The following is a 21409-nucleotide window of genomic DNA, read 5'->3' on the forward strand; positions in this document are numbered from 1 at the left end:
TGTGGCCGGCTACTTGGCGCCCACGGAGAACAGCAGGTAGATGAAGGCCGCGAAGACGTGGCCGACGGCGATGTAGATGATGAGCCGTACCCACAGGGCGCGGGGGAACTTGTCCTCGATGTTGTTGCCGCTCATGGCGTCTCTCCGGTGATCGGGCCCAGGCACAGGGTGGCCGTGGGGCTCTGCAGCAGGGTGTGGACGAACAGGACCTCGACGCCGTCCTCCTCGGCGGCGGCGAGGCGGTGCGGGGTGAGCGAGTCGAAGTGCGCGCTGTCGCCCGGTGCGAGGAGGTGCGCGGTGTCACCGAGGCGCAGGCGGAGCCGCCCCTTGAGGACGTACAGCCACTCCTCGCCGGGGTGCACGCGCACGATGTCGCCCTGGGAGCCGTGCGGGATGCGGACGCGCAGCGACTGCATCCCACGGCCGGGGGCACCGGCCTGCCAGTAGGTCCAGCCGCCCGCGCGGGTCGGTTCCATGTCGGCGGCGCGGACTACGGCGTCCCGGTCGGTGACCGTCTCGCCGAGCAGATCCGAGACTGTCGTACCGTAGATGCGGGCGAGCGCGAGCAGCATCGGCAGCGAGGGCTGGCGCAGCCCGGTCTCCAGACGGGAGAGATGGGCGGGCGAGAGTCCGGCCGAGCGGGCGGCGACCTCCAGGGTGAGGGAGGCGCGGCGACGCAGGGCACGGAGCTGTGGTGCGACGGTGGCCGGCAGGTCTTCGACCGGCCCGGCCGACGGTTCCGGCTCGGTCTCGGGAGAGCTCATGCTCTCCATTCAGCCGGACATTTGCCCCTGCGGCAAATCTCTTGCCTCAGGGGCAAAAATCCGTGGCTCCCGTCAACGGCGCCAGGCAGAAACCCCTACCGGTTCGCCACCGCTACCGGTTCGCCACCGCCTGCTTCACGAGCGTCTTGCTGAAGTCCCACATCAGCCCGCCACCACTGTGCGCGTCGTCCATCACGGCCGTGAACGCGTCCACGAACCGGTCCACCTCGCGCTCGCCGATGATCAGCGGCGGGATGAGCTTGATGACCTCCAGGTGGTCGCCGGAGACCTGGGTGAGGATGCGGTGCCGTTGGAGCAGCGGTACGACCACCATCTGGGCGAACAGGCCCTTGCGTGCGGCCTGCAGCATGGTCCAACGGCTGCGCAGCTTCAGCGACTTGGGCCTGCCGAACTCGATGCCGATCATCAGGCCCCGGCCGCGGACGTCGGCGAGCAGCTCGTACTTGTCGACCAGCGCGGCGAGCCGGGTCCTCAACTGGTCCCCGGTGGCACGGGCGTTGGCGACGATCTGCTCGTTCTCCATGACCGACAGCACGGCGAGGCCGGCCGCCATGGCCTGCGCGTTGGACCCGAAGCTCGCCGAGTGGACCAGGACGCGGTCCATGGACGAGTAGACCTTCTTGAAGATCCAGTCCTTGCCGAGCGTCGCGCCCACCGGCACATAGCCGCCGGACAGCGCCTTGGCCACGCACACCAGGTCCGGCTCCACGCCCTCCTCGTGCTGGTAGGCGTAGAAGTCGCCGGTGCGCCCGAGGCCGGTCTGCACCTCGTCCGCGATGAGCAACGCCTTGTGCTGGTGCAGGAGTTCCTGTGCGGCGCGCAGGTAGCCGGGCGGCGCCTCGTGGACGCCCTTGCCCTGGATCGGTTCGACGACGAGGGCGGCGACGTCGCCCTTCTTCAACTCCCGTGCCAGGGCGTCGAGATCGCCGAGCGGTACGGCCGTGTCCGGCAGCAGCGGGGCGAAGCCGTCCCGGAAGCCGTCCTCGCCGTTGACGGAGAGCGAGCCGGTGGTCAGGCCGTGGAAGGCGTGGTCGCAGTACAGGACACGGGGTTTCCCGGTGGCGTAGCGGGCGAACTTGAGCGCGGTCTCGACCGCCTCCGTACCGCTGTTGCCGAAGAACACCCGGTCCAGGTGCGGGCTGTGGGTGAGGAGTTGCTCGGCGAGCAGGCCGGGCAGCGGCTGGCAGTCGAAGCGGGTGAGGTCGGCGAGCTGGGCGTCGAGGACGTCGTGCACCGCCTTGCGGACGACGGGGTGGTGGCGGCCCAGGCCCATCACCCCGAACCCGGCGAGCATGTCGAGGTAGTCGTTGCCGTCGGCGTCCCAGAAGTAGGCGCCCTCGCCCCGCTCGTAGACCTTGTCGAAGCCGATGGTGTGCAGCATGCGCGGGAGTTGGTGGTTCAGGTACTTGGCGTGCAGCTCGTAGCGCTCGGCTCCGCGCTCGGCCAAGAGCGCGCTGAGGTCGAACTCCTTGGTCATTCGGGTTTCTCCTTGGCTGTGCCGGCGTTCGCGTCCTTGACCGCCAGGCTTGCGCTGATCCGTCCGGCGACCTCGACGGGTGTGAGGCCGATGTCGGCGAGCACCTCCCCGCGTTTGGCGTGCGCGAGGAACTGCTCCGGGATGCCGAACCGCCGTACGGGGACGTCGACTTCGGCGTCGCCGAGGGCCAGCGCCACCGCGGCGCCGACGCCGGAGGCGCGGCTGTTGTCCTCCACTACGGCCACCAACCGGTGTTCGGCGGCGAGGCCCGGGAGCGCCGGGTCGACGGGTTTGACCCAACGGGGGTCCACGACCGTGCAGTTGATGCCCCGCGCTTCGAGGAGCTCGGCGGCCTGGAGGCAGACGGGCGCCATCACGCCCACCGCGACGAGCAGTACCTCGGGTGTCTCCGCGCCCCGGTGCAGGACGTCGAGGCCGCCCACGCGGTCGATCGCCGGGATCTCCGGTCCGACCGACTCCTTCGGGAAGCGGACCAAGGTCGGCGCGTCGTCGACGGCGACCGCTTCCCTTAGCTGGGCACGGAGTTGGTCGGCGTCGCGCGGGGCGGCGATCCGCAGGCCGGGCACGACCTGGAGGATGGACATGTCCCACATGCCGTTGTGTGACGCTCCGTCAACTCCGGTCACTCCGGCGCGGTCCAGGACGAACGTCACCCCGCAGCGGTGCAGCGCCACGTCCATGAGGAGTTGATCGAAGGCACGGTTGAGGAAGGTGGCGTAGACGGCGACGACGGGGTGCAGTCCGCCGGTCGCGAGACCCGCCGCCGATACGGCCGCGTGCTGTTCGGCGATGCCGACGTCCCACACCCGGTCGGGGAACTTCGCGGCGAACTTGCCGAGGCCGACCGGGTGCAGCATGGCGGCCGTGATGGCCACGACGTCGTCGCGTTCCTCCCCGATGCGCAGGATCTCGTCGCCGAACACGCTGGTCCAGGAAGGGCCGTTGGAGGGCACGAGGGGTGCGCAGGTGAGCGGGTCCATCACGCCGACGGTGTGGAAGTGGTCTTCCTCATGGGCGAGGGCGGGTTCGTAGCCGCGGCCCTTCTCCGTGAGGCAGTGGACGAGGACCGGGCCGTGGAAGCGTTTCGCGCGGCGCAGCGCGGACTCGACGGCGCCGATGTCGTGTCCGTCGATCGGGCCGACGTACTTGAGGCCCAGGTCCTCGAACATGCCCTGCGGGGCGAACGCGTCCTTGAAACCCTTCTTCGCGCCGTGCAGTGACTCGTAGATCGTGTTGCCGACGACCGGGGTGCGCAGCAGGACGTCCTTGCCCCAGGCGAGGACCTTCTCGTAGCTGTCGGTCGTGCGCAGGGTCGCCAGGTGGTTGGCGAGGCCGCCGATGGTGGGTGCGTAGGAGCGCTCGTTGTCGTTGACGACGATGATCAGCGGCCGGTCCTTGGCGGCCGCGATGTTGTTCAGCGCCTCCCAGGCCATGCCGCCGGTGAGCGCGCCGTCGCCGATGACCGCGACGACGTGGCCCTTCCCGCCCTGCACCTGGCGGGCCTTGGCGAGGCCGTCGGCCCAGCCGAGCGCGGTGGAGGCGTGGCTGTTCTCGATGACGTCGTGCTCGGACTCCTCACGCGAGGGGTAGCCGGACAGGCCGCCCTTGCCGCGCAGCTTCGAGAAGTCCTGACGACCCGTCAGCATCTTGTGCACGTAGCTCTGGTGGCCGGTGTCCCACAGGATGCGGTCGGCCGGGGACTCGAAGACGCGGTGCAGCGCGATGGTCAACTCCACCACGCCCAGGTTGGGTCCGAGGTGACCGCCGGTCCTGGCCACCGCGTGGACCAGGAACTCCCTTATCTCTTCGGACAGTTCGCCGAGTTCCGCCTCGGACAGCGACTTCAGGTCGCGTGGTTGACGGATGCTCTCCAGGATCGTCACGTCGGGCCCCCTTCGGTCCGTGCTGTTCAGCTCACGGTGACGGCCGGCTCCCCCGCCGCGACACCGTCCTGCTCCATCTGTTCGGCGATCTTCATCGCCTCCTCGATGAGGGTCTCCACGATCTTCGACTCGGGGACGGTCTTGACGACCTCGCCCTTGACGAAGATCTGGCCCTTGCCGTTGCCGGAGGCGACCCCCAGGTCGGCCTCCCGCGCCTCGCCGGGTCCGTTGACGACGCAGCCCATGACCGCGACGCGCAGCGGCACCTCCATGCCTTCCAGGCCCGCCGTGACCTCGTCGGCGAGCTTGTAGACGTCCACCTGGGCGCGCCCGCAGGACGGGCACGACACGATCTCCAGTCGGCGGGGCTTGAGGTTCAGCGACTCCAGGATCTGGAGGCCGACCTTGACCTCCTCCACCGGCGGGGCGGACAGCGACACCCGGATCGTGTCGCCGATGCCCTCGCTGAGCAGCGCCCCGAAGGCGACCGCCGACTTGATCGTGCCCTGGAAGGCGGGCCCGGCCTCGGTGACCCCGAGGTGCAGCGGATAGTCGCTCTGCGCGGCGAGCTGCCGGTAGGCGTTGACCATCACCACGGGGTCGTTGTGCTTGACGGAGATCTTGATGTCGCGGAAGCCGTGCTCCTCGAAGAGGGACGCCTCCCACAGGGCCGACTCGACGAGCGCCTCGGGCGTCGCCTTGCCGTACTTCTGGAGCAGACGCCGGTCCAGGGAACCGGCGTTGACCCCGATCCGGATCGGCGTGCCGTGGTCCTTCGCGGCCCGCGCGATCTCCTTGACCTTGTCGTCGAACTGCTTGATGTTGCCCGGGTTGACGCGAACTGCCGCACAGCCGGCCTCGATCGCGGCGAAGACGTACTTCGGCTGGAAGTGGATGTCCGCGATCACCGGGATCTGCGACTTGCGCGCGATGGTCGCCAGCGCGTCCGCGTCGTCCTGCGTGGGGCAGGCGACGCGGACGATCTGGCAGCCGGACGCGGTGAGTTCGGCGATCTGTTGCAGGGTGGCGCCGATGTCCGACGTACGGGTCGTGGTCATCGACTGGACCGAGACGGGGGCCCCGCCCCCGACCGCCACCGATCCGACCTCGATGCGTCGCGACACACGTCGCTCGGCGATCGGCCGGACCGGCATCTCGGGGACGCCCAGAGCTACGGCGGTCATGGCGTCAGTCGCGGTTTCCGGCGACGGTCTCGCGCATGGCCCGCAGGGACTCCTTGAGGGAGCCCATGGTGGCGAGGACGGCGGTGGGCTCGTAGCCGCAGTGCGCCATGCAGTTGGCGCAGCGCGGGTCCTTGCCGCGGCCGTACTTGTCCCAGTCGGTGTCCTCGATCAGCTCCCGGTACGTGGGCACGTACCCGTCGCTCATCAGGTAGCAGGGGCGCTGCCAGCCGAAGAGCGAGTAGTTCGGGATCGCCCAGGCCGTGCACGGGAAGTCGACCTTGCCCTCCAGGAAGTCCAGGAAGAGCGGGGAGTGGTTGAGCCGCCACTTGCGCCGGTTGCCGCCCGCGAAGGCCTTCTTGAACAGCTCGTGGGTCTGCGCGACACCCAGGAAGTGCTCCTGGTCGGGTGCCTTCTCGTAGGCGTAGGCGGGCGAGATCATCATCTCGTCGACCTTGATGTCGTCGTTGAGGAAGTTCAGGACCTCGATGATGGTCTGCGGGGTGTCCGTGTTGAAGAACGTGGAGTTGGTGGTGACCCGGAAGCCGCGTTTCTTGGCCTCCTTCATCGCCTCCACCGCCTCGTCGAACACGCCCTCCTTCGCGACGGACTCGTCGTGCCGCTCGCGCAGCCCGTCGATGTGCACCGCGAAGGCGAAGTACGGCGAGGGCGTGAACTTGTCGAGCTTCTTGCGCAGCAGCATGGCGTTGGTGCAGAGGAAGACGTACTTCTTCTTCGCCACCAACTGGCGCACGATCTCGTCGATCTGAGGGTGCATCAGGGGCTCGCCGCCCGCGATGGACACCATCGGCGCACCGGATTCGAGCACCGCCCCGACGGCCTGAGCCACCGGCATGCGCTGCTTGAGCACGCCCGCCGGGTGCTGGATCTTGCCGCAGCCCTCGCACTTCAGGTTGCATGCGAAGAGAGGTTCCAGCTCCACGATCAGGGGGAACTTGTCCCTCTTGCGGAGCTTCTGTTCAGCCAAGTATGTAGCGACCTTGATTGTCTGGCGCAGCGGCATGGCCATCTGGCTCACCTCCGGGGGAGCAGCAAAGAACGGTGCCATTCGAAAAAAACGGGAAGAACGGATCGAAGAACGCGGAAAGCCGATATTCCACCGCGCACCGTGCCGATCCGGACGAGTTCATGTTCAGGAGCGTCCACGACCACCCGTACGGCCGCAACCGGGCGCGCGCCCGTACGCACGGCGCTCAGCAGCGTGGCCGCCGACTCCATGTCGACCGCGATTGCGCCGGTCGCGAGCAGATCCGACCGTTCCTGTCCGCGGACGATGTGATCGGAGCCGGTCAGGGGGCCGGTGTGGACGGTGCGGCCGGGCAGGGCCCGCACGAGTTCCTTGACGAGCAGTTCGGTACCGACGCACGGAACGGTTCCGCGCGCCTCCCTGGTCTCCTCGGCGACCACGAGGTCGCCGGGGTGCATACCCGGGGCGAGTCCGGCGCAGAAACCCGTGGCCAGTACGGCGGCCCCGTCCAGCGCCGGGTCGGCGAGGCGCCGGGAGACGGCCTCCTCGGCCGCCTGGGGCCCCATCCCCGTCCTGAGGAAGGTGACCGGCCCCCCGGCGCCGGAGCGGTCGCCCACGCGCAGGGCGAGGCGCTCGATGCCGAGCGCGCAGGCGATCAGCAGCGGCGGTCCGGCGGGCTGTCTGCCCATCAGCCCCCCTTGGCCGGGGAGAACGAGGGCTGGGAGAACGGTTCTCCGTGCACGTAACGCCCGAGCGCGGTGAGCGGGAAGACCTGCCGGTAGAGGTGGTAGTTGATGGAGAAGTCCCACGGGAAGCCCGTACCGGTGAAGTAGGGCTCGTCCCAGGACCCGTCCTCCCGCTGGGTCGCCGCGAGCCACTCCACACCGCGTTCCACGGCCTTGGAGTCCCGTTCCCCGGCCGCGAGCAGGGCCATCAGGGCCCAGGCCGTCTGCGAGGCGGTGGAGGCGCCCCGGCCGCTCCATTCCTTGGCGTACTTGTAGGAGCGCAGGTCCTCGCCCCAGCCGCCGTCGTCGTTCTGCACGGTCTCCAGCCAGGTGACCGCCCGCCGGATCGCCGGGTGCGAGCCGGGGATCCCGGCCGCGGCGAGCGCCGGTACGACGGACCCGGTGCCGTAGACGTAGTTGACGCCCCAGCGGCCGAACCACGAGCCGTCCGGCTCCTGTTCGGCGAGCAGCCACTCGATGCCGCGCCGGGTGCGCGGGTCGTGGGCGAGGCCCTCGACGGCGAGCATCTCGACGACGTGCGCGGTGACGTCCGCCGACGGCGGGTCGATGACCTCGCCGAAGTCGCAGAACGGCAGCCGGTTGGGGAACGGGCTGGTGTTGTCGACGTCGAAGGCGCCCCAACCGCCGTTCTTCGACTGCATTCCGAGGTTCCAGCGGACCGCACGTCCGGCGGCCCGGTCGAGGCGCTCCGGGTCGTGATGTCTGACCCGGCGCAGCGCGAGCACGACCTCGGCGGTGTCGTCGATGTCGGGGTAGTTGTCGTTGTGGAACTCGAACGCCCAGCCGCCGGGCGGCAGTTGGGGTCTCTTGACCGCCCAGTCGCCGGGGCGGACGATCTCCTCCCCGAGCATCCAGTCGGCCGCCTTGACCAGTTGGGGGTGGTCGGCGGGCACGCCCGCGTCGGCGAGCGCGATGGTCGCGAGGCAGGTGTCCCACACCGGGGACTGGCAGGCCTCGATCACCCGGGCCCCGTCCTCGCGCCAGACCGCGAACCGGTCCAGCGACTCAAGTCCCGCGCGCATCACGGGGTGTTCGAGGTCGTAGCCCAGCAGGTGCAGGGCGATCACCGAGTACACGGCCGGCGGCTGGATGCCGCCCCAGCAGCCGTCGTTCTCCTGCCGCTCGATGATCCAGCGGCCGGCCGTCTTCATCGCGGCCTTGCGCAGCTTGCGCGGCGCTACCTTGCGGTAGAGGTGCAGCGCCTTGTCGAGCCGTTGGAAGGCGCCGTCCCAACTCGCCACCCGGGCAAGGGGTTTGACCGGGTTCGGGTTGTCCGCGTCGGTGTGCAGTTCGTCGAGCGGGAAGGGCGCGGGGCGTACCGGCCGCTTCGCGGAGACCACCGTCAGCGGCACGATGGTCTGCCGGGCCCAGCATCCGAAGTCGTAGATGTTGAGCGGTACCCAGGTGGGGAAGTACAGGAGTTCCGGCGGGAGTTCGGGCAGGTCGTCCCACTTCCACCAGCCGAACAGCGCGAGCCAGATCCGGGTGAAGACCCGGGCCGCGGCGATCCCGCCCCGCTCACGGACCCACGCGGACGCCTTCGCCATGTGCGGGGCGTCCGGCGCGTCTCCGGCCAGCCGGAGGGCGACGTACGCCTCGATGGTGGTGGAGAGTTCACCGGGTCCGCCGTAGAAGCTCGCCCAGGTGCCGTCCTCGCGTTGCTCGCCGCGGATGAAGAGTGCGGCGGCCTGGGTCGTCGACTCGTCGCGGATGCCCAGGAACTGACGGAGCAGCAGATCCTCGGCGTCCATCGTGACGTTCGTCTCCAGGTCGCCCTTCCACCAGCCCTGGGCGTCCTGCTGCGAGAGGAGGAAGTCGGTGGCGCGTTGGACCGAGAGCGCGGCGGCGTCGTGCACCCCGGCCGCCACGGGGGTGTTGATGTCGGTTTCGCTGGCCGCGGCGACACGGGGAGGCATGGCCCCGGTGCTTCCGTCGGTCGTCGCTGTCATGGCTTCCCCTTCGTGCAGTGGCATGTCTCTGCTGTGGGTCCGCCGTCGGCCGGTACTCGTTCGTTCGCAGCACCGGCCGGCGACTACGCGAGGGCTATTCGACCGATAGTGATCATCTCTTTCGTACGACGACGAAGTCGGCGAGCGCCGTGAACTGCGCCCGAACCCGGTCGGGCATGTCGATGGCGTCGAGGGCCTCGATGGCGATGGTGTGCTGACGGCGTGCCTCTTCGGCGGTCCACTCGCGACCGCCGGCCTCCTCGATGAGCGCGGCGCGGGCCGCGAACTCCTCCTCGGAGAAGTTCTCGAAGTCGCTGCTCTTGGCGTCGGCGGCGAGGATCTCACCGAGCCGCTCGGAGGCGGGTCCGCCCGCCGCGAGCGCCGCCACCACGGGCAGGGACTTCTTGCGCTGGCGCAGATCGCTCCAGGTCTGCTTCCCGGTGGACTCCGGGTCGCCCCAGATGCCGAGGAGGTCGTCGACGGCCTGGAAGGCCAGGCCGAGGTGGTGGCCGTACTTCTCCAGGACGTCGGCGGTGCGGTCGTCCGCACCGCCGAGCACGGCCCCGATGGAGGAGGCGCAGGCGAGCAGGGCGCCGGTCTTGTTGCCCTCCATCTCCAGGCACTCCTCGACGCTGACGCGGTCGCGGTGCTCGTAGGAGATGTCCTGCGCCTGGCCGTCGATGAGGGCGCGGGTCGCGGTGGTGAGGCGGCGGGTGGCGCGGCCGGCCTCGACGGTGCCGAGCTCCAGCAGGACCTCGTTGGCCAGCGCGAACAGGGCGTCGCCGACGAGGATGGCCTGGGAGGGGCCGTGCACCTTCCAGACGGTGTCGCGGTGCCGGCGCTGCTCGTCGCCGTCCATCAGGTCGTCGTGCAGCAGCGAGAAGTTGTGGACCAGTTCGACGGCGACGGCGCCGGGGATGCCGGTCTCGGGCGACGCGCCGGTGACCTCGGCGGAGAGCACGGCGAGCGCGGGGCGTACGGCCTTGCCGCCGTCGCCGTCCGCCGGGTTGCCCTCGGCGTCGATCCAGCCGAAGTGGTAGGCGGAAACGGTGTCCATGGGGGGAGCCAGGCGGTCCACGGCCGCCCTCAGTACCGGTGTGGCAAGGGTCCGGCCGCGCTCCAGGAGCGCGGACACGTCCACCGCGTCGGCAGCCGTCTCGGCCGGGGGCACAGTGGGCACAGTCTCTCCTCTTGTCGCGGTACCGGAGGTGCGGGGGTCGCCTGCCGCCTGCTGATCGAGCATCACGCCGCCTCCTCGACTTCGAAGAGGTGACGGGGGCGGGGCCGGCCCAGGGCGGCGAGTGCGGCGTCCGCCGCGCTCACCCCACTGCGGACCGCACTCTCCATGGTCGCGGGCCACCCTGTGGCGGTCCACGCTCCGGCCAGGTACAGGCCGGGGGCCTTGGTGCGGGCGCCGGGCCGCAGCCGTCCGACGCCGGGGGCGGGAGCGAACGTCGCCGTGCGCTCCCTGGTCACGAAGAAGTCCTTCACCTCGGCGCCGCGCGCACCGGGCAGCAGCCGCTCCAGCTCGGGCAGGTAGCGCTCCCGCAGTTCGGCCACGGGCGCGTCGATCTCGTCGTGCACGGCGGACTGGGACAGCGCCAGGTACTGGCCGTCCTTCAGCCCGGACGCGTCGGTCCGGTCGAACACCCACTGCACCGGGGTGCCCAGCGCGGCGAAGAACGGCCGGGCGAGCACCTTGCGGTCGTAGACGACATGGACGTTCAGGATCGGCGAGTAGTCCATCGACAGCAGCCGCTCGGGCTCGTCGAGGGCGCCGTCGGGCAGCAGATCGTGGGCCTCGCGCTGCGGTACCGCGAGGACGACGGTGTCGGCCTCGATGGTCTCGCCGGGAACCTGAACGCTCCAACGCCCGTTTTCGTCAGTAGAGATGGAGGTGACGCGTGTACGGACTTCGGTGCGCACGCCCGCGGAGTCGAGCGCCTTGCGGGCGAGCCGGTCGTGCAGTTCGCCCAGCGGGACGTGTGCCCAGCCGATGTCGGCCGCGCCCGGGTCGGAGAGCAGACCGGTCTTGAACACCATCGCGGCGAGAGCGAGCGAGGAGTCGCCCGCGACCGCGTTGAGGGTGGCGACCCCGACCAGGTCCCACAGTGCCTCGACGGCACGCGCCGACTGACCGTGCGCGGTCAGCCAGCTGCCGAAGTTCTGCGCGTCCAGGGCCGGATCGGCGAGATCGAGCCCTTTGAGCGCAAGCGCGGCACGTCCTACTTTGGCGCGCTCCGCGAACGAGAGATGCGGGTACGTCGCGAGGCTGCGCCCCAGATGCAGCGGCACGGGCAGCGGGTCGCGCCGGAGTCTGCCCAGGCGCCGCCCCTCGGGGCGGTTCACGTCGAGTACGGGCACGTCGAGACGATCCTGCAGCGGAGCCAGCGCCGCGCCCTCGATACGGTCGAGGAACCAGCGGTAGGCGGTGCAGCAGCGCAGATAGACGTGCTGGCCGTTGTCGACGGTGAGGTCGCCGCGCTGGAAGGAGAAGGCGAGTCCGCCCAGGCGCGGGCGGCCTTCGAGCAGGGTGACGCGGACACCGGCGTCGGCGAGCGCGAGCGCGGAGGTGATGCCGGCGAGGCCGCCGCCGATCACGACGGCATGCCGTCCGGCCGGTCCCGTCACCGGTTCGGCGGGCAGCCCGTCGGGCCGCGTCCCGTCGCTCATCGTGCACTCCCCCCTGCGCGCCCACCGAGGCACTCGAACCAGCCACGGCAGACCGTTGCAGTCAGGGACGCCACGCCGCACCGGAGGGTTGCCTGCCGCATTTCTCCGGTGCCATCGCCCTGGCCCACTTCGTCCATCAGGTGCGCCTCCTGAGGGTGCTCCGCGTGACGTGCCGGGCGTCCAGGCCGGACAGGCCGCGCACCGCGACGTAGGCCTTCTCGCGGCCGGGCAGGGAGACGCGGCCGCGCAGGACGGCCTCCGGCTCGCGCTCGATACGGTCCAGCAGGCGGCGGTAGATACCGGCCATGGCGGCGACACAGGCGCCGCTGCGGCGGTCGAGCATGGGGAGCAACCGGTAGCCCTCGGCGAAAAGAGTGCGGGCCCGGCGCACCTCGAAGTGCACGAGACCCGCGAAGTCGGAACCCTCCGGCGGCGTCGGCCCGTTGAACCCGGCCGAGCAGCCGAATTTCGCGAGGTCGTCGGCGGGCAGATAGGTACGGCCGTCCTCGGCGTCCTCGCGGACGTCTCTGAGGATGTTGGTGAGCTGGAGCGCGAGCCCCAGCGTGTCGGCGTACTCCGAGGCACGCTCGACACCGCGCGCCCCCGCCTCCGTGCCGAACACACCGAGCGAGAGCCGCCCGATCGCGCCCGCGACACACCGGCAGTAGACCTTCAGGTCGTCCCAGGTCTCGTAGGTCTCGCCGCGGACGTCCAGCAGGACGCCGTCGATCAGCTCGTCCAGGCCGTCGAGCGGGACCGGGAAGGCCTCCGCCGTGTGCGCGAGGGCGACCGCGACCGGGTCGGTGTCGTCCTCCTCGACCTTGCCCTCGCGGACCCGGGTGAGCAGCGCCCGGGTGTCCTCCAGGCGTGCCGACTTGACGTCGGTCGGCAGCGTGCCGTCACCGATGTCGTCGACGCGCCGGGAGAACGCGTACAGCGCCGACATCGCGCGGCGCTTGGGCGTCGGCAGCAGTCTGATGCCGTACGCGAAGTTACGTGCCTGCTGACCGGTGACGGCCTCGCAGTAGCTGTAGGCGGCGAGTACCGGTGCGGACATGTGCGGTGCAGACTCCACGCTGCGGATCACCCCTCTCCTCGCAGAGTCACGCCCACCTCACGCAGCAACTGGATCTTGCCGGGTTTGGGCGGGCCGGGAAGTACGTCGTATTCAGCGGCGACGATCGCTCGGACCGCCGCCCGTCCCCCCGCCACGAACCCCGCGAGCAGCAGCTTCAATCTGCCGTGGACGCTACCCACCAGGGGGGCGCCTTCATTCAGGAGATCGCGGGCGCGTTCTGCTTCGTATGCAACCAGTGCGCGCACCGATGCGCCCGCGGAGGGCGTGGCGAGATCCGCTTCCTGGACGTGAAAGCGCTTCATGTCCTGGGCGGGCAGGTAGATGCGGTCGCGGCCGAGGTCCTCGGTCACGTCCTGCAGGTGTTCGACGATCTGAAGTGCGGTACAGATCGCGTCGGACAGCCGGACCCGCTCGGGGGTCTCGGTGCCGGTGACGCCGAGGACCAGGCGACCGACCGGGTTGGCGGACAGTTCGCAGTAGGCGAGGAGATCGTCGTAGGTCTCGTAGCGCGTGACGAGCTGGTCCTGGCGGTTCGCGGCGATCAGGCCGAGGAAGGGCTCGGGGGTCAGCGCGCGGCGGCGGACGGTCGGCTGGAGGCGGCGCAGCAGGGGATGGCTCGGCATGCCGTCGAAGACGCGGTGCAGATCGGCCTCGAAGGCGTCGAGGAGGAGCAGGCGGTCCTCGGCGTCCTCGGGCGACACGCCGAGGAGGCGGGCGTCGGCGCCGCCGGGGGCCAGATCGCCGTCTCCGATGTCGTCGACGAGGCGGGCGAATCCGTACACCGCCATGAGATCGGTGCGCCAGGCCCTGGGCAGGAAGAAGGGCGCCACGGGGAAGTTCTCACCCGCGGCCTTGTCGAGGGTGCCGCGCTCCGGATCACCGGTGCCGGCGGTGCCGGTTCCCGTCATCGCTCACTGCCAGGGGCGGGGACGGCACATGCTTCGGTGAGCTGGGGAGTTTCCGTAGCCATTGCCGTCACATCTCCCGTTCTACACTGCCGACCCAATACACACTATTTCGGACACGCCGCCCAGTCGTCCGCACGGTTAAACGCAGGCATACCCGCAGAAGGGTGTCGCGCATTATCGCCCCACTTGCCGCTATTCGGCACCGGTACAGCTTACGTTGTACAACGCAGCAAGGTTCCTCGGGGTGTCCTGCACATCACAACAACACACCGATTGGCGTCAAGATTCCTTGGCCGGGGCCGAGTTGACGTTTCCTTTGCAGACGCGGAGCCCCGCCGGAGCAGTTCCGGCGGGGCCCTGGGAAGTCTTCTGGGCTTTTGCGCCCGCTATGCGCGCGGACTACTTGCCCGTGAACTTCTCGTACTCCTTGAGAACCTCGTCGGTCGGGCCGTCCATCCGCAGTTCGCCGCGTTCCAGCCACAGCACCCGGTCACAGGTGTCGCGGATCGACTTGTTGTTGTGACTGACGAGAAACACCGTGCCCGCGGACTTGCGCAACTCGCGGATGCGCTCCTCGGAGCGGACCTGGAACTTGCGGTCGCCGGTGGCCAGCGCCTCGTCGATCATCAGGACGTCGTGGTCCTTCGCCGCCGCGATGGAGAAACGCAGCCGGGCCGCCATGCCGGAGGAGTAGGTGCGCATCGGGAGGGTGATGAAGTCGCCCTTCTCGTTGATGCCGGAGAAGTCGACGATCTCCTGGTAGCGCTCCCTGACCTGCTCGCGGGACATGCCCATGGCGAGGCCGCCCAGGATGACGTTCCGCTCGCCGGTGAGGTCGTTCATCAGGGCCGCGTTCACACCGAGCAGCGAGGGCTGGCCGTTGGTGTAGACCCGGCCCTTCTCGGCCGGGAGCAGGCCGGCGATGGCCCGCAGCAGGGTCGACTTGCCGGAGCCGTTCGAGCCGATCAGGCCGACGGCCTCGCCGCGGTAGGCGACGAAGGAGACGCCCTTGACGGCGTGCACCTTGCGCACCCCGCGCTCCTCGCCGCGCTTGACTATGCGGCTGAGGGCGGAGGTGGCGCTGCCCTTGCCGGTCTTGGCTCCGTGCACGCGGTAGACGATGTGCAGCTCGTCCGCGATGACGGTGGGGACCAGATCCTGGGGGGTCCGCTCGACGTTCTGCTCAGCCACGGCCGTACCTCTCCTCCGCCTGCCAGAAGTACACGAAACCGCCGACGAACAGGACCACGGCCCAGAAGGCGGCGATGGCCCACACGTGCGGCGGCAGGTTCGACGCGCCGTAGCCGTCGATGAGCGCGAAGCGCATCAGGTCCATGTAGATGGCCGCCGGATTCACCTGCAGCACGCGGACGAACACCTCGGAGCGGCCCTCCATCATCGTGCTGATGGAGAACATGACGCCCGACGCGTACATCCAGGTGCGCAGCATGAACGGCATCAGCTGCGCGAGGTCCGGGGTCTTGGCGCCCATCCGCGCCACGATCAGCGCGAGCCCCGTGTTGAAGAGGAACTGCAGCACCAGGACCGGGACGATCAGCAGCCAGGACAGGCTGGGATAGCTGCCGAAGCCGACGACGATGACGAACAGCACGACCATCGAGAACAGCAGCTGCTGGAGCTGTTGCAGCGCGAAGGAGATCGGCAGCGACGCGCGCGGGAAGTGCAGCGCGCGCACCAGGCCGAGGTTGCCGGAGATCGCGCGGACGCCCGCCATGATCGAGCTCTGCGTGAAGGTGAACACGAAGACGCCCGTGACCAGGAACGGGATGTACACGTCCCGGGACATGCCCCGGCTGGCCTTCAGGATGACGCCGAAGATGAAGAAGTACACGGCCGCGTTCAGCAGCGGCGTGGCCACCTGCCAGAGCTGGCCGAGCTTCGCCTGGCTGTACTGGGCCGTCAACTTCGCCTGGGAGAAGGCGAGGATGAAGTGCCGGCGTCCCCAGAGCTGGCGGACGTACTCGGCGAGTCCGGGGCGGGCACCGCTCACCGTCAGCCCGTACTTGGCGGACAGTTGGGCCGCCGTGAGGCCTTCGTCGGGCGACGGACGCGGGCTCACCGCGACTCCGCCGTCATGCGTTGTCTCACTCAAGGGTGGATGCCTTCATTTTCGGATTCGTCTTACGACTGTCTTGCGTTCGTCTTACGGAATTGTGCTATAGGAACTGACACGTATCCGCCGCCGGATACGTCTCGAGGGGTCGGCCGCGCGTCCCGCGCGCGGTCACGCGCACCCCGAGCTTGTCAGATGACGGGAGGACGGCCCAGCCGGGTGAGGCGCCAGACCGTACGCCACCGCATGGGCCTGCGCGGTCCGCACGGAGTGGTCCAGCCCTCCTTGAACCCGCCGAACCAGGCCTGCAGCGCCGGGCGCGAGGGGCGGCGCAGGAGGGTGAGCAGCAGCCACACGCCGAGGTAGACGGGGACGAGGGGCGCGGGGAGGTTGCGGCGGGCCAGCCAGACCCGGTTACGGGCGACCATGCGGTGGTAGACCGCGTGCCGCGAGGGCGCGGTCGTCGGGTGGTACAGCACCATGTCGGACCGGTAGTCGATCATCCAGCCCGCGTCCAGGGCCCGCCAGGCGAGGTCGGTCTCCTCATGGGCGTAGAAGAACTCGTCCGGGAGTCCGCCGACCTCGGCGAAGACCTTCGTGCGCACGGCGTTGGCGCCGCCGAGGAAGGTGGTGACCCGGGAGGAGCGCATCGGGTCGGAGGCGCGCAGCCTGGGCACGTGCCGACGCTGGGTGACACCCGTCTCCGGGTCGGCGATGCGGAAGCTGATGATGCCGAGTTCGGGGTCGGCGGCGAAGGCCTGTCGGCACAGCTCGGCGGTGTCGTGCTGGGCGAGGAGCCCGTCGTCGTCGAGGAACATCACTATGTCGACATCGCGACCGGCGGGCCCGAAGGCGTCCAGGCCGATGTTGCGGCCGCCGGGGATGCCGAGGTTCTCCGGCAGTTCTACGGTCCGGACGCCCGCGGGGACGTCCGGGACGGGCGAGCCGTTGCCGACGACCACCGCCTCGACCCGGTCACCGTCCTGCTTGGCGACCGAGTCGAGCAACGCCCGTAGTTCGTCGGGGCGGTTGCCCATGGTGATGATCACCGCGCCGACCTTCATGCCGCTCACTTCAGCCTGCTCGACGCGAGGATCGACACCAGGTGCAGCAGGGTCTGCAGCAGCGCGATGCCGGCCAGTACGGCGACGCCGAGCCGCGAGTAGAACAGGTCGCCGCGCATCTGGTCCACGATCGCGAGGACCAGGATCAGCAGGGTCGCCTCGATGCCGAGGATCAGCCGGTGGAACTTGAAGGCGGCGGCGGCCCTGCGCGCCAACGCCATCCCGGAGGACCGCATCTCGGCCGCGGACTCCTGCACCGGTGCCTTGCCGGTCTGGTGGCGGGCCACGCCGACCAGGTCGGTCTCGGCCTTGATGAGGATCGCGCCGAGCGCGGCCAGCGTCCCGAGGAACGCCCACAGCCAGTCGATACGGCCGCTGCCGAACAGGTCGGCGGCGCGCAGACCGAAGCCGACGAGCACGGCGGCGTCGGTCAGGTAGGCGCCGACGCGGTCGAGGTAGACCCCGGCGAGGGAGTACTGCTTGCGCCAGCGGGCGATCTCGCCGTCGACGCAGTCCAGCAGCAGGTACATCTGGACGCACACCACGCCGAGCACGGCGCCCGTGATCCCCGGCACCAGCAGCGCCGGGGCCGCGAGCACACCGAAGACGGTCATCAGGTACGTGAGCTGGTTGGGCGAGACCCTGGTGTTCACCAGGTAGCGGTCCACCCGCAGGGACACCTCACGCATGTAGAGGCGTCCCATCCAGTGCTCACCGCTGCGCCGGTCCTTCACCCCTGCGGGGTGGACGACGGGACGGAGTTCAGCTACCGATGGCCTTGACATAGTCGGCGTAGATGTCCTTGATCTGGTCGGTTTTCAGGTCGAGGTGTTCGAGGATGGTGTAGCGACCGGGACGGGTCTCCGGAGCGAACTCCACGGCGCGGACGAACTCGTCCACCGTGAAGCCGATCTCCTCCGGCAGCACCGGCAGTCCGTGCCGGCGCAGCACCTCGGCCATGGAGGCCGATTCCTCGTGGGCTCCGCGCAGGTACATCGCGAAGGCCGCGCCCAGTCCGCACTGCTCGCCGTGGGCGGCCGCGCGTTTGGGGAAGAGCAGGTCGAAAGCGTGGTTGATCTCGTGGCAGGCGCCGGAGGCCGGGCGGGAGTCACCGGAGATCGACATGGCGACACCGGTGAGGACCAGCGCTTCGGCGAGCACCTGGAGGAAGGCGTTGTCGCCGACCCCGCCCGGGTGCCGCAGTACGGCCTCGCCCGCCTGCCGGGCCATGGCCGCGGCCAGACCGTCGATCTTCTCGCCGTTGACGCGGTTGGCGAGCTCCCAGTCCGCGATCGCGGAGATGTTGGAGATCGCGTCCCCGATGCCGGCCCGCACGAAGCGGACCGGTGCCTCGCGGATGACGTCGAGGTCGATGACGACGGCGATCGGGTTCGGCACGCCGTAGGAGCCGCGGCCCGCGTCGTTGTCGAGGGTCGCGACCGGCGAGCACAGGCCGTCGTGCGCGAGGTTCGTCGGTACGGCGACCAGCGGCAGGCCGATGCGCGCCGCGGCGAACTTGGCGCAGTCGATGATCTTGCCGCCGCCGAGGCCCACGACCGCGTCGTAGTGACCGGCCTTCATGTCACCGGCCAGCTGGATCGCGTCGTCGAGGGTGCCGCCGCCGACCTCGTACCAGGTGGCGCCGGGCAGGCTCGGCTCCAGACGCGCGCGCAGCCGGGCGCCGGAGCCCCCGCTGACCGCGACGGCGAGCCGGCCGGAGTGCGAGATGCGCTGGTCGGCGAGGACGCAGGCCAGGTCGTCGAGGGCACCCGGGCGGATGTCCACGACGACCGGCGAGGGAATCAGCCGGGTCAGTACAGGCACGCGATCTCACGCCCCTTGGCCAGATCCTCGTGGTTGTCGATCTCGACCCACTTGATGTCGCCGATCGGGGCCACGTCGATCCGGAAGCCTCGGTTCACGAGCTCCTGGTAGCCGTGCTCGTAGAACTGCTGGGGGTCGGTCTCCCACACCGTCTTGAGCGCGTCGGCCAGCTCGGACATGGCGTCGCCCTCGATGAGGGTGACGCCGATGTACTCGCCGGTCGCCTCGGCGGGGTCCATCAGTTTGGTGATCTTCGTCATGCCCTTGGCGGGGTCGACGACGACCTTCATCTCCTCGTCCGCGAGGGACTTGACGGTGTCGAGGGCGAGGATGATCCGCTTGCCCTCGCCGCGCGCCGCGAGCAGCGTGCGCTCGACGGAGACCGGGTGGACGGTGTCGCCGTTGGCGAGGATCACGCCGTCCTTGAGGGCGTCACGTCCGCACCACAGGGAGTAGGCGTTGTTCCACTCCTCGGCCTTGTCGTTGTCGATGAGGGTGAGTTTGAGGCCGTACTTCGCCTCAAGGGCCGCCTTGCGCTCGTACACGGCTTCCTTGCGGTAGCCGACGATGATCGCGACCTCGGTCAGACCGATCTCGGCGAAGTTGCCGAGGGTCAGGTCCAGGACCGTCGGTTCGCCCTCTATGCCCGCGGGCCCCACCGGCACCAGAGCCTTGGGAAGGCTGTCGGTGTAGGGGCGCAGACGCCGTCCGGCGCCGGCCGCCAGCACGAGGCCGATCATGCGGGTTCTCCTTCATCGTGTACGGCGGGCGCCCCTGCGGACACCCAGAAGCGGATGCTCTCGAAGAGCACCAGCAGGGCCACGGCCACGGCGAGGGTCGTGAGCGCGACCGTGAACTGCGACGCGGTGAGCGCGGCGGCGAGAACGGTGACGAGCAGCGTCCGCCCCTCGTGCCCCCCGATGGCGCGCACCAGCCACGCCGGGGACGCCCCGGCGTTGCCGCGGATGCGGTACACCGTGTCGTAGTGATGGTAGGCGACGGCGGCCACCAGTCCGAAAGCCGCCGGAAGCGCTCCGTTCACCTCCGCTTCGGCCGCGAGGATCAGGACGGTGCAGTATTCCGCCGCCCGGAAGAGCGGGGGGATCAGCCAGTCGAGGGCGCCCTTGAGGGGGCGGGACAAGGCCTGGCCGGCGGCGATCGCGTAGACGAAGGCGCCCGCCACGGGGGCCCAGGTGACCCCGGAGAAGAGGGACACCATCAGAACCGCCGTACCGGCGAGCGCGATCAGGAACGGCGCACCGAGGCGGGCGGGGCTCACACGGGCCACGAACGAGGCGATCGGCCCGTTGTCCGCGAGGTCCGCCAGCGCCTGCGCCGCCCGGTCCGTACGCCGTGCCTTGCGGGTCAGCGAGCGCAGCACCCGGCCCGCCGTCGTGTACGTCGCCGCGAAGGCGCAGCCGACGAGGAGGACGTAGAAGGTGATGCGGGGGGTCGTCGCGGCCGTGAGGACGGCGATCATCGCCCATCGTTCGCCGATGGGCAGGACTATCATCCGGCGCACCCAGACCGTCCAGCCGACGCTGTCGAGCTTGTCGGAGAGGGCGGCGGTGGGGCTGGTGTTGGCGGTGGCGTCGTGGTTGGCCTCGTTGAACGAGAAGTCCACGACGTGCCGGCAGGTCTGCAGGATCATCGCGCCGAGCGCGAGCGCCCATACGTCGTCGCCGCCCCGGGCCGCGCCCAGCGCGAGGCCCGCGTAGTAGGCGTACTCCTTGGCGCGGTCGAAGGTGGCGTCGAGCCAGGCGCCGAGCGTCGAGTACTGCAGGGCGTAGCGGGCGATCTGTCCGTCGACGCAGTCGAGGACGAAGGAGCAGAGGAGGAGTACGCCGGCCACGATGTAGCCGCCGCGGGTGCCGGTGGCCGCGCTGCCCGCCGCGATGAGCGCGGTGAGCAGGGAGGCGGTGGTCACCTGGTTCGGGGTGAGGCCGCGGCGGGCGCACCAGCGCGCGATGTAGCGGGAGTACGGGCTGATGAAGTGGGTGGTGAAGAAGCCGTCGCGGGACTTCACGGCCGACTTCAGGCGTACGGCCTCGTCGTCGACGGCGGCGACGGCCTGGCGTGCCTCGTTGCGGGCCTGCGGGTCGGCGGGGACCGTGGCGACGAGGCTGCCCAGCTCGGGGCGGTGCACGACGCAGCCGTCGGCGTCGAGGGCGGTGACGACACGGTCGGCGAGATTGTCGAGGAGGGTTGTCCCGCCGCCGGCCGAGTGCTCGCGGGCGACCGCGCGGGTCAGCGCCTGACGGCCGGCCGGCTGGGCCGTGACCGCGCCCGGTACCGCGGCGAGCGGGAAGCGGGGGTCGGTGAGGCCGAGGCGCAGCGCGTGCGGGTGGCCCACGAAGCGGGCGTCCACGACGGCGACCCGCTGGTCACCGGGGACCGCCGCGAGAAGCGTCTCCGCCTCGGTGGTGTCCGCGGCGGTCCGGACGTCGAAGCCGAGCGACCGCAGATCGGTCTCGATCGACGATCCGGGGACCGGCTGACCGGTGAGGATGGCGGTCGGCAACCGAACTCACTCCCTGGGTCCGACGCTCGGGCGCCGGTCATGTGCATGGTGGTGGCGCCCTTCGGGTGGCACCCGGGCGGCGTGTCGGCAGAGGCTATCGGATGCTCTCAAGCCCGTGTTCACCGGCCGTTCATGGCCTGATCAACACGGTCTGCAGGCGCCTCCGCCGAGATCATCATCGGGGATTCGGGGCCCGCCCGACAAACCGCACCCGTCAGACCGGGCATCGCGGGACAT

The 21409-nt window shown here is 70.0% G+C and carries 20 protein-coding genes; all 20 read right to left on the reverse strand.

Going from position 1 to position 21409, the window contains the following annotated elements; genetic code table 11:
• Positions 1-9: 9 nt before the first annotated feature.
• Entirely contained in the window at positions 10-135 is a 126-nt protein-coding gene (locus OG226_RS09040) for a DUF6126 family protein (protein WP_019058824.1), read from the reverse strand.
• Positions 132-764, reverse strand: coding sequence for a helix-turn-helix domain-containing protein (locus tag OG226_RS09045; protein WP_328676197.1), 633 nt, complete (start codon positions 762-764; stop codon positions 132-134). The genes OG226_RS09040 and OG226_RS09045 overlap by 4 nt, the downstream gene beginning before the upstream one ends.
• Positions 765-876: 112 nt before the next feature.
• The gene (locus OG226_RS09050; RefSeq protein WP_328676198.1) at positions 877-2262 is read right to left on the reverse strand and encodes an aspartate aminotransferase family protein; all 1386 of its coding nucleotides are present in this window, start codon (positions 2260-2262) and stop codon (positions 877-879) included.
• Positions 2259-4166 carry a 1-deoxy-D-xylulose-5-phosphate synthase gene (gene dxs, locus OG226_RS09055; RefSeq protein WP_328676199.1) on the reverse strand — a complete coding sequence of 636 codons (1908 nt, stop codon included), beginning with the start codon at positions 4164-4166 and terminating at the stop codon, positions 2259-2261. The genes OG226_RS09050 and dxs overlap by 4 nt, the downstream gene beginning before the upstream one ends.
• Positions 4167-4192: 26 nt before the next feature.
• A complete protein-coding gene (gene ispG, locus OG226_RS09060) occupies positions 4193-5350 on the reverse strand; it encodes a flavodoxin-dependent (E)-4-hydroxy-3-methylbut-2-enyl-diphosphate synthase (protein WP_328676200.1) in 1158 nt (385 codons plus the stop codon).
• A gap of 4 nt (positions 5351-5354) precedes the next feature.
• Positions 5355-6377 (reverse strand): adenosyl-hopene transferase HpnH, encoded by a 1023-nt coding sequence (hpnH, locus tag OG226_RS09065; RefSeq protein WP_033281750.1) that lies wholly within the window; start codon positions 6375-6377, stop codon positions 5355-5357.
• 5 nt (positions 6378-6382) lie between these two features.
• Positions 6383-7024, reverse strand: a complete 642-nt coding sequence (locus tag OG226_RS09070) for a phosphorylase family protein (protein ID WP_328676201.1) — start codon at positions 7022-7024, stop codon at positions 6383-6385.
• Positions 7024-9030, reverse strand: coding sequence for a squalene--hopene cyclase (gene shc / locus OG226_RS09075; RefSeq protein WP_328676202.1), 2007 nt, complete (start codon positions 9028-9030; stop codon positions 7024-7026). Before shc ends, OG226_RS09070 begins: the two co-directional genes overlap by 1 nt.
• A gap of 112 nt (positions 9031-9142) precedes the next feature.
• Positions 9143-10210, reverse strand: coding sequence for a polyprenyl synthetase family protein (locus OG226_RS09080; RefSeq protein ID WP_327399838.1), 1068 nt, complete (start codon positions 10208-10210; stop codon positions 9143-9145).
• A gap of 62 nt (positions 10211-10272) precedes the next feature.
• The gene (hpnE, locus tag OG226_RS09085) at positions 10273-11703 is read right to left on the reverse strand and encodes a hydroxysqualene dehydroxylase HpnE (RefSeq protein WP_328676203.1); all 1431 of its coding nucleotides are present in this window, start codon (positions 11701-11703) and stop codon (positions 10273-10275) included.
• Positions 11700-11840 carry a DUF6380 family protein gene (locus OG226_RS51540; RefSeq protein ID WP_403585703.1) on the reverse strand — a complete coding sequence of 47 codons (141 nt, stop codon included), beginning with the start codon at positions 11838-11840 and terminating at the stop codon, positions 11700-11702. The genes hpnE and OG226_RS51540 overlap by 4 nt, the downstream gene beginning before the upstream one ends.
• Positions 11840-12790: a presqualene diphosphate synthase HpnD gene (gene hpnD / locus OG226_RS09090; protein ID WP_328676204.1), complete on the reverse strand. Its 951-nt coding sequence runs from the start codon at positions 12788-12790 to the stop codon at positions 11840-11842. The genes OG226_RS51540 and hpnD overlap by 1 nt, the downstream gene beginning before the upstream one ends.
• Positions 12787-13689: a squalene synthase HpnC gene (hpnC, locus tag OG226_RS09095; RefSeq protein ID WP_329348537.1), complete on the reverse strand. Its 903-nt coding sequence runs from the start codon at positions 13687-13689 to the stop codon at positions 12787-12789. Before hpnC ends, hpnD begins: the two co-directional genes overlap by 4 nt.
• Before the next feature lie 399 nt (positions 13690-14088).
• Complete coding sequence (locus OG226_RS09100; RefSeq protein WP_328676206.1) at positions 14089-14880, reverse strand: ABC transporter ATP-binding protein; 792 nt, start codon at positions 14878-14880, stop codon at positions 14089-14091.
• Positions 14873-15802: an ABC transporter permease gene (locus OG226_RS09105; RefSeq protein WP_328676207.1), complete on the reverse strand. Its 930-nt coding sequence runs from the start codon at positions 15800-15802 to the stop codon at positions 14873-14875. The genes OG226_RS09100 and OG226_RS09105 overlap by 8 nt, the downstream gene beginning before the upstream one ends.
• A gap of 152 nt (positions 15803-15954) precedes the next feature.
• The gene (locus OG226_RS09110) at positions 15955-16827 is read right to left on the reverse strand and encodes a glycosyltransferase family 2 protein (RefSeq protein ID WP_329353347.1); all 873 of its coding nucleotides are present in this window, start codon (positions 16825-16827) and stop codon (positions 15955-15957) included.
• Positions 16828-16832: 5 nt separating this feature from the next.
• Positions 16833-17612 (reverse strand): CDP-alcohol phosphatidyltransferase family protein, encoded by a 780-nt coding sequence (locus tag OG226_RS09115; RefSeq protein WP_317773644.1) that lies wholly within the window; start codon positions 17610-17612, stop codon positions 16833-16835.
• A complete protein-coding gene (locus OG226_RS09120) occupies positions 17590-18651 on the reverse strand; it encodes an iron-containing alcohol dehydrogenase family protein (protein WP_328676208.1) in 1062 nt (353 codons plus the stop codon). Before OG226_RS09120 ends, OG226_RS09115 begins: the two co-directional genes overlap by 23 nt.
• Positions 18639-19391: a phosphocholine cytidylyltransferase family protein gene (locus tag OG226_RS09125; protein ID WP_328676209.1), complete on the reverse strand. Its 753-nt coding sequence runs from the start codon at positions 19389-19391 to the stop codon at positions 18639-18641. Before OG226_RS09125 ends, OG226_RS09120 begins: the two co-directional genes overlap by 13 nt.
• The gene (locus tag OG226_RS09130) at positions 19388-21172 is read right to left on the reverse strand and encodes a DUF5941 domain-containing protein (RefSeq protein ID WP_329348539.1); all 1785 of its coding nucleotides are present in this window, start codon (positions 21170-21172) and stop codon (positions 19388-19390) included. Before OG226_RS09130 ends, OG226_RS09125 begins: the two co-directional genes overlap by 4 nt.
• Positions 21173-21409: the final 237 nt, after the last annotated feature.

The sequence above is a fragment of the Streptomyces sp. NBC_01261 genome, assembly GCF_036226385.1.
Classification (GTDB): Bacteria; Actinomycetota; Actinomycetes; order Streptomycetales; family Streptomycetaceae; genus Streptomyces.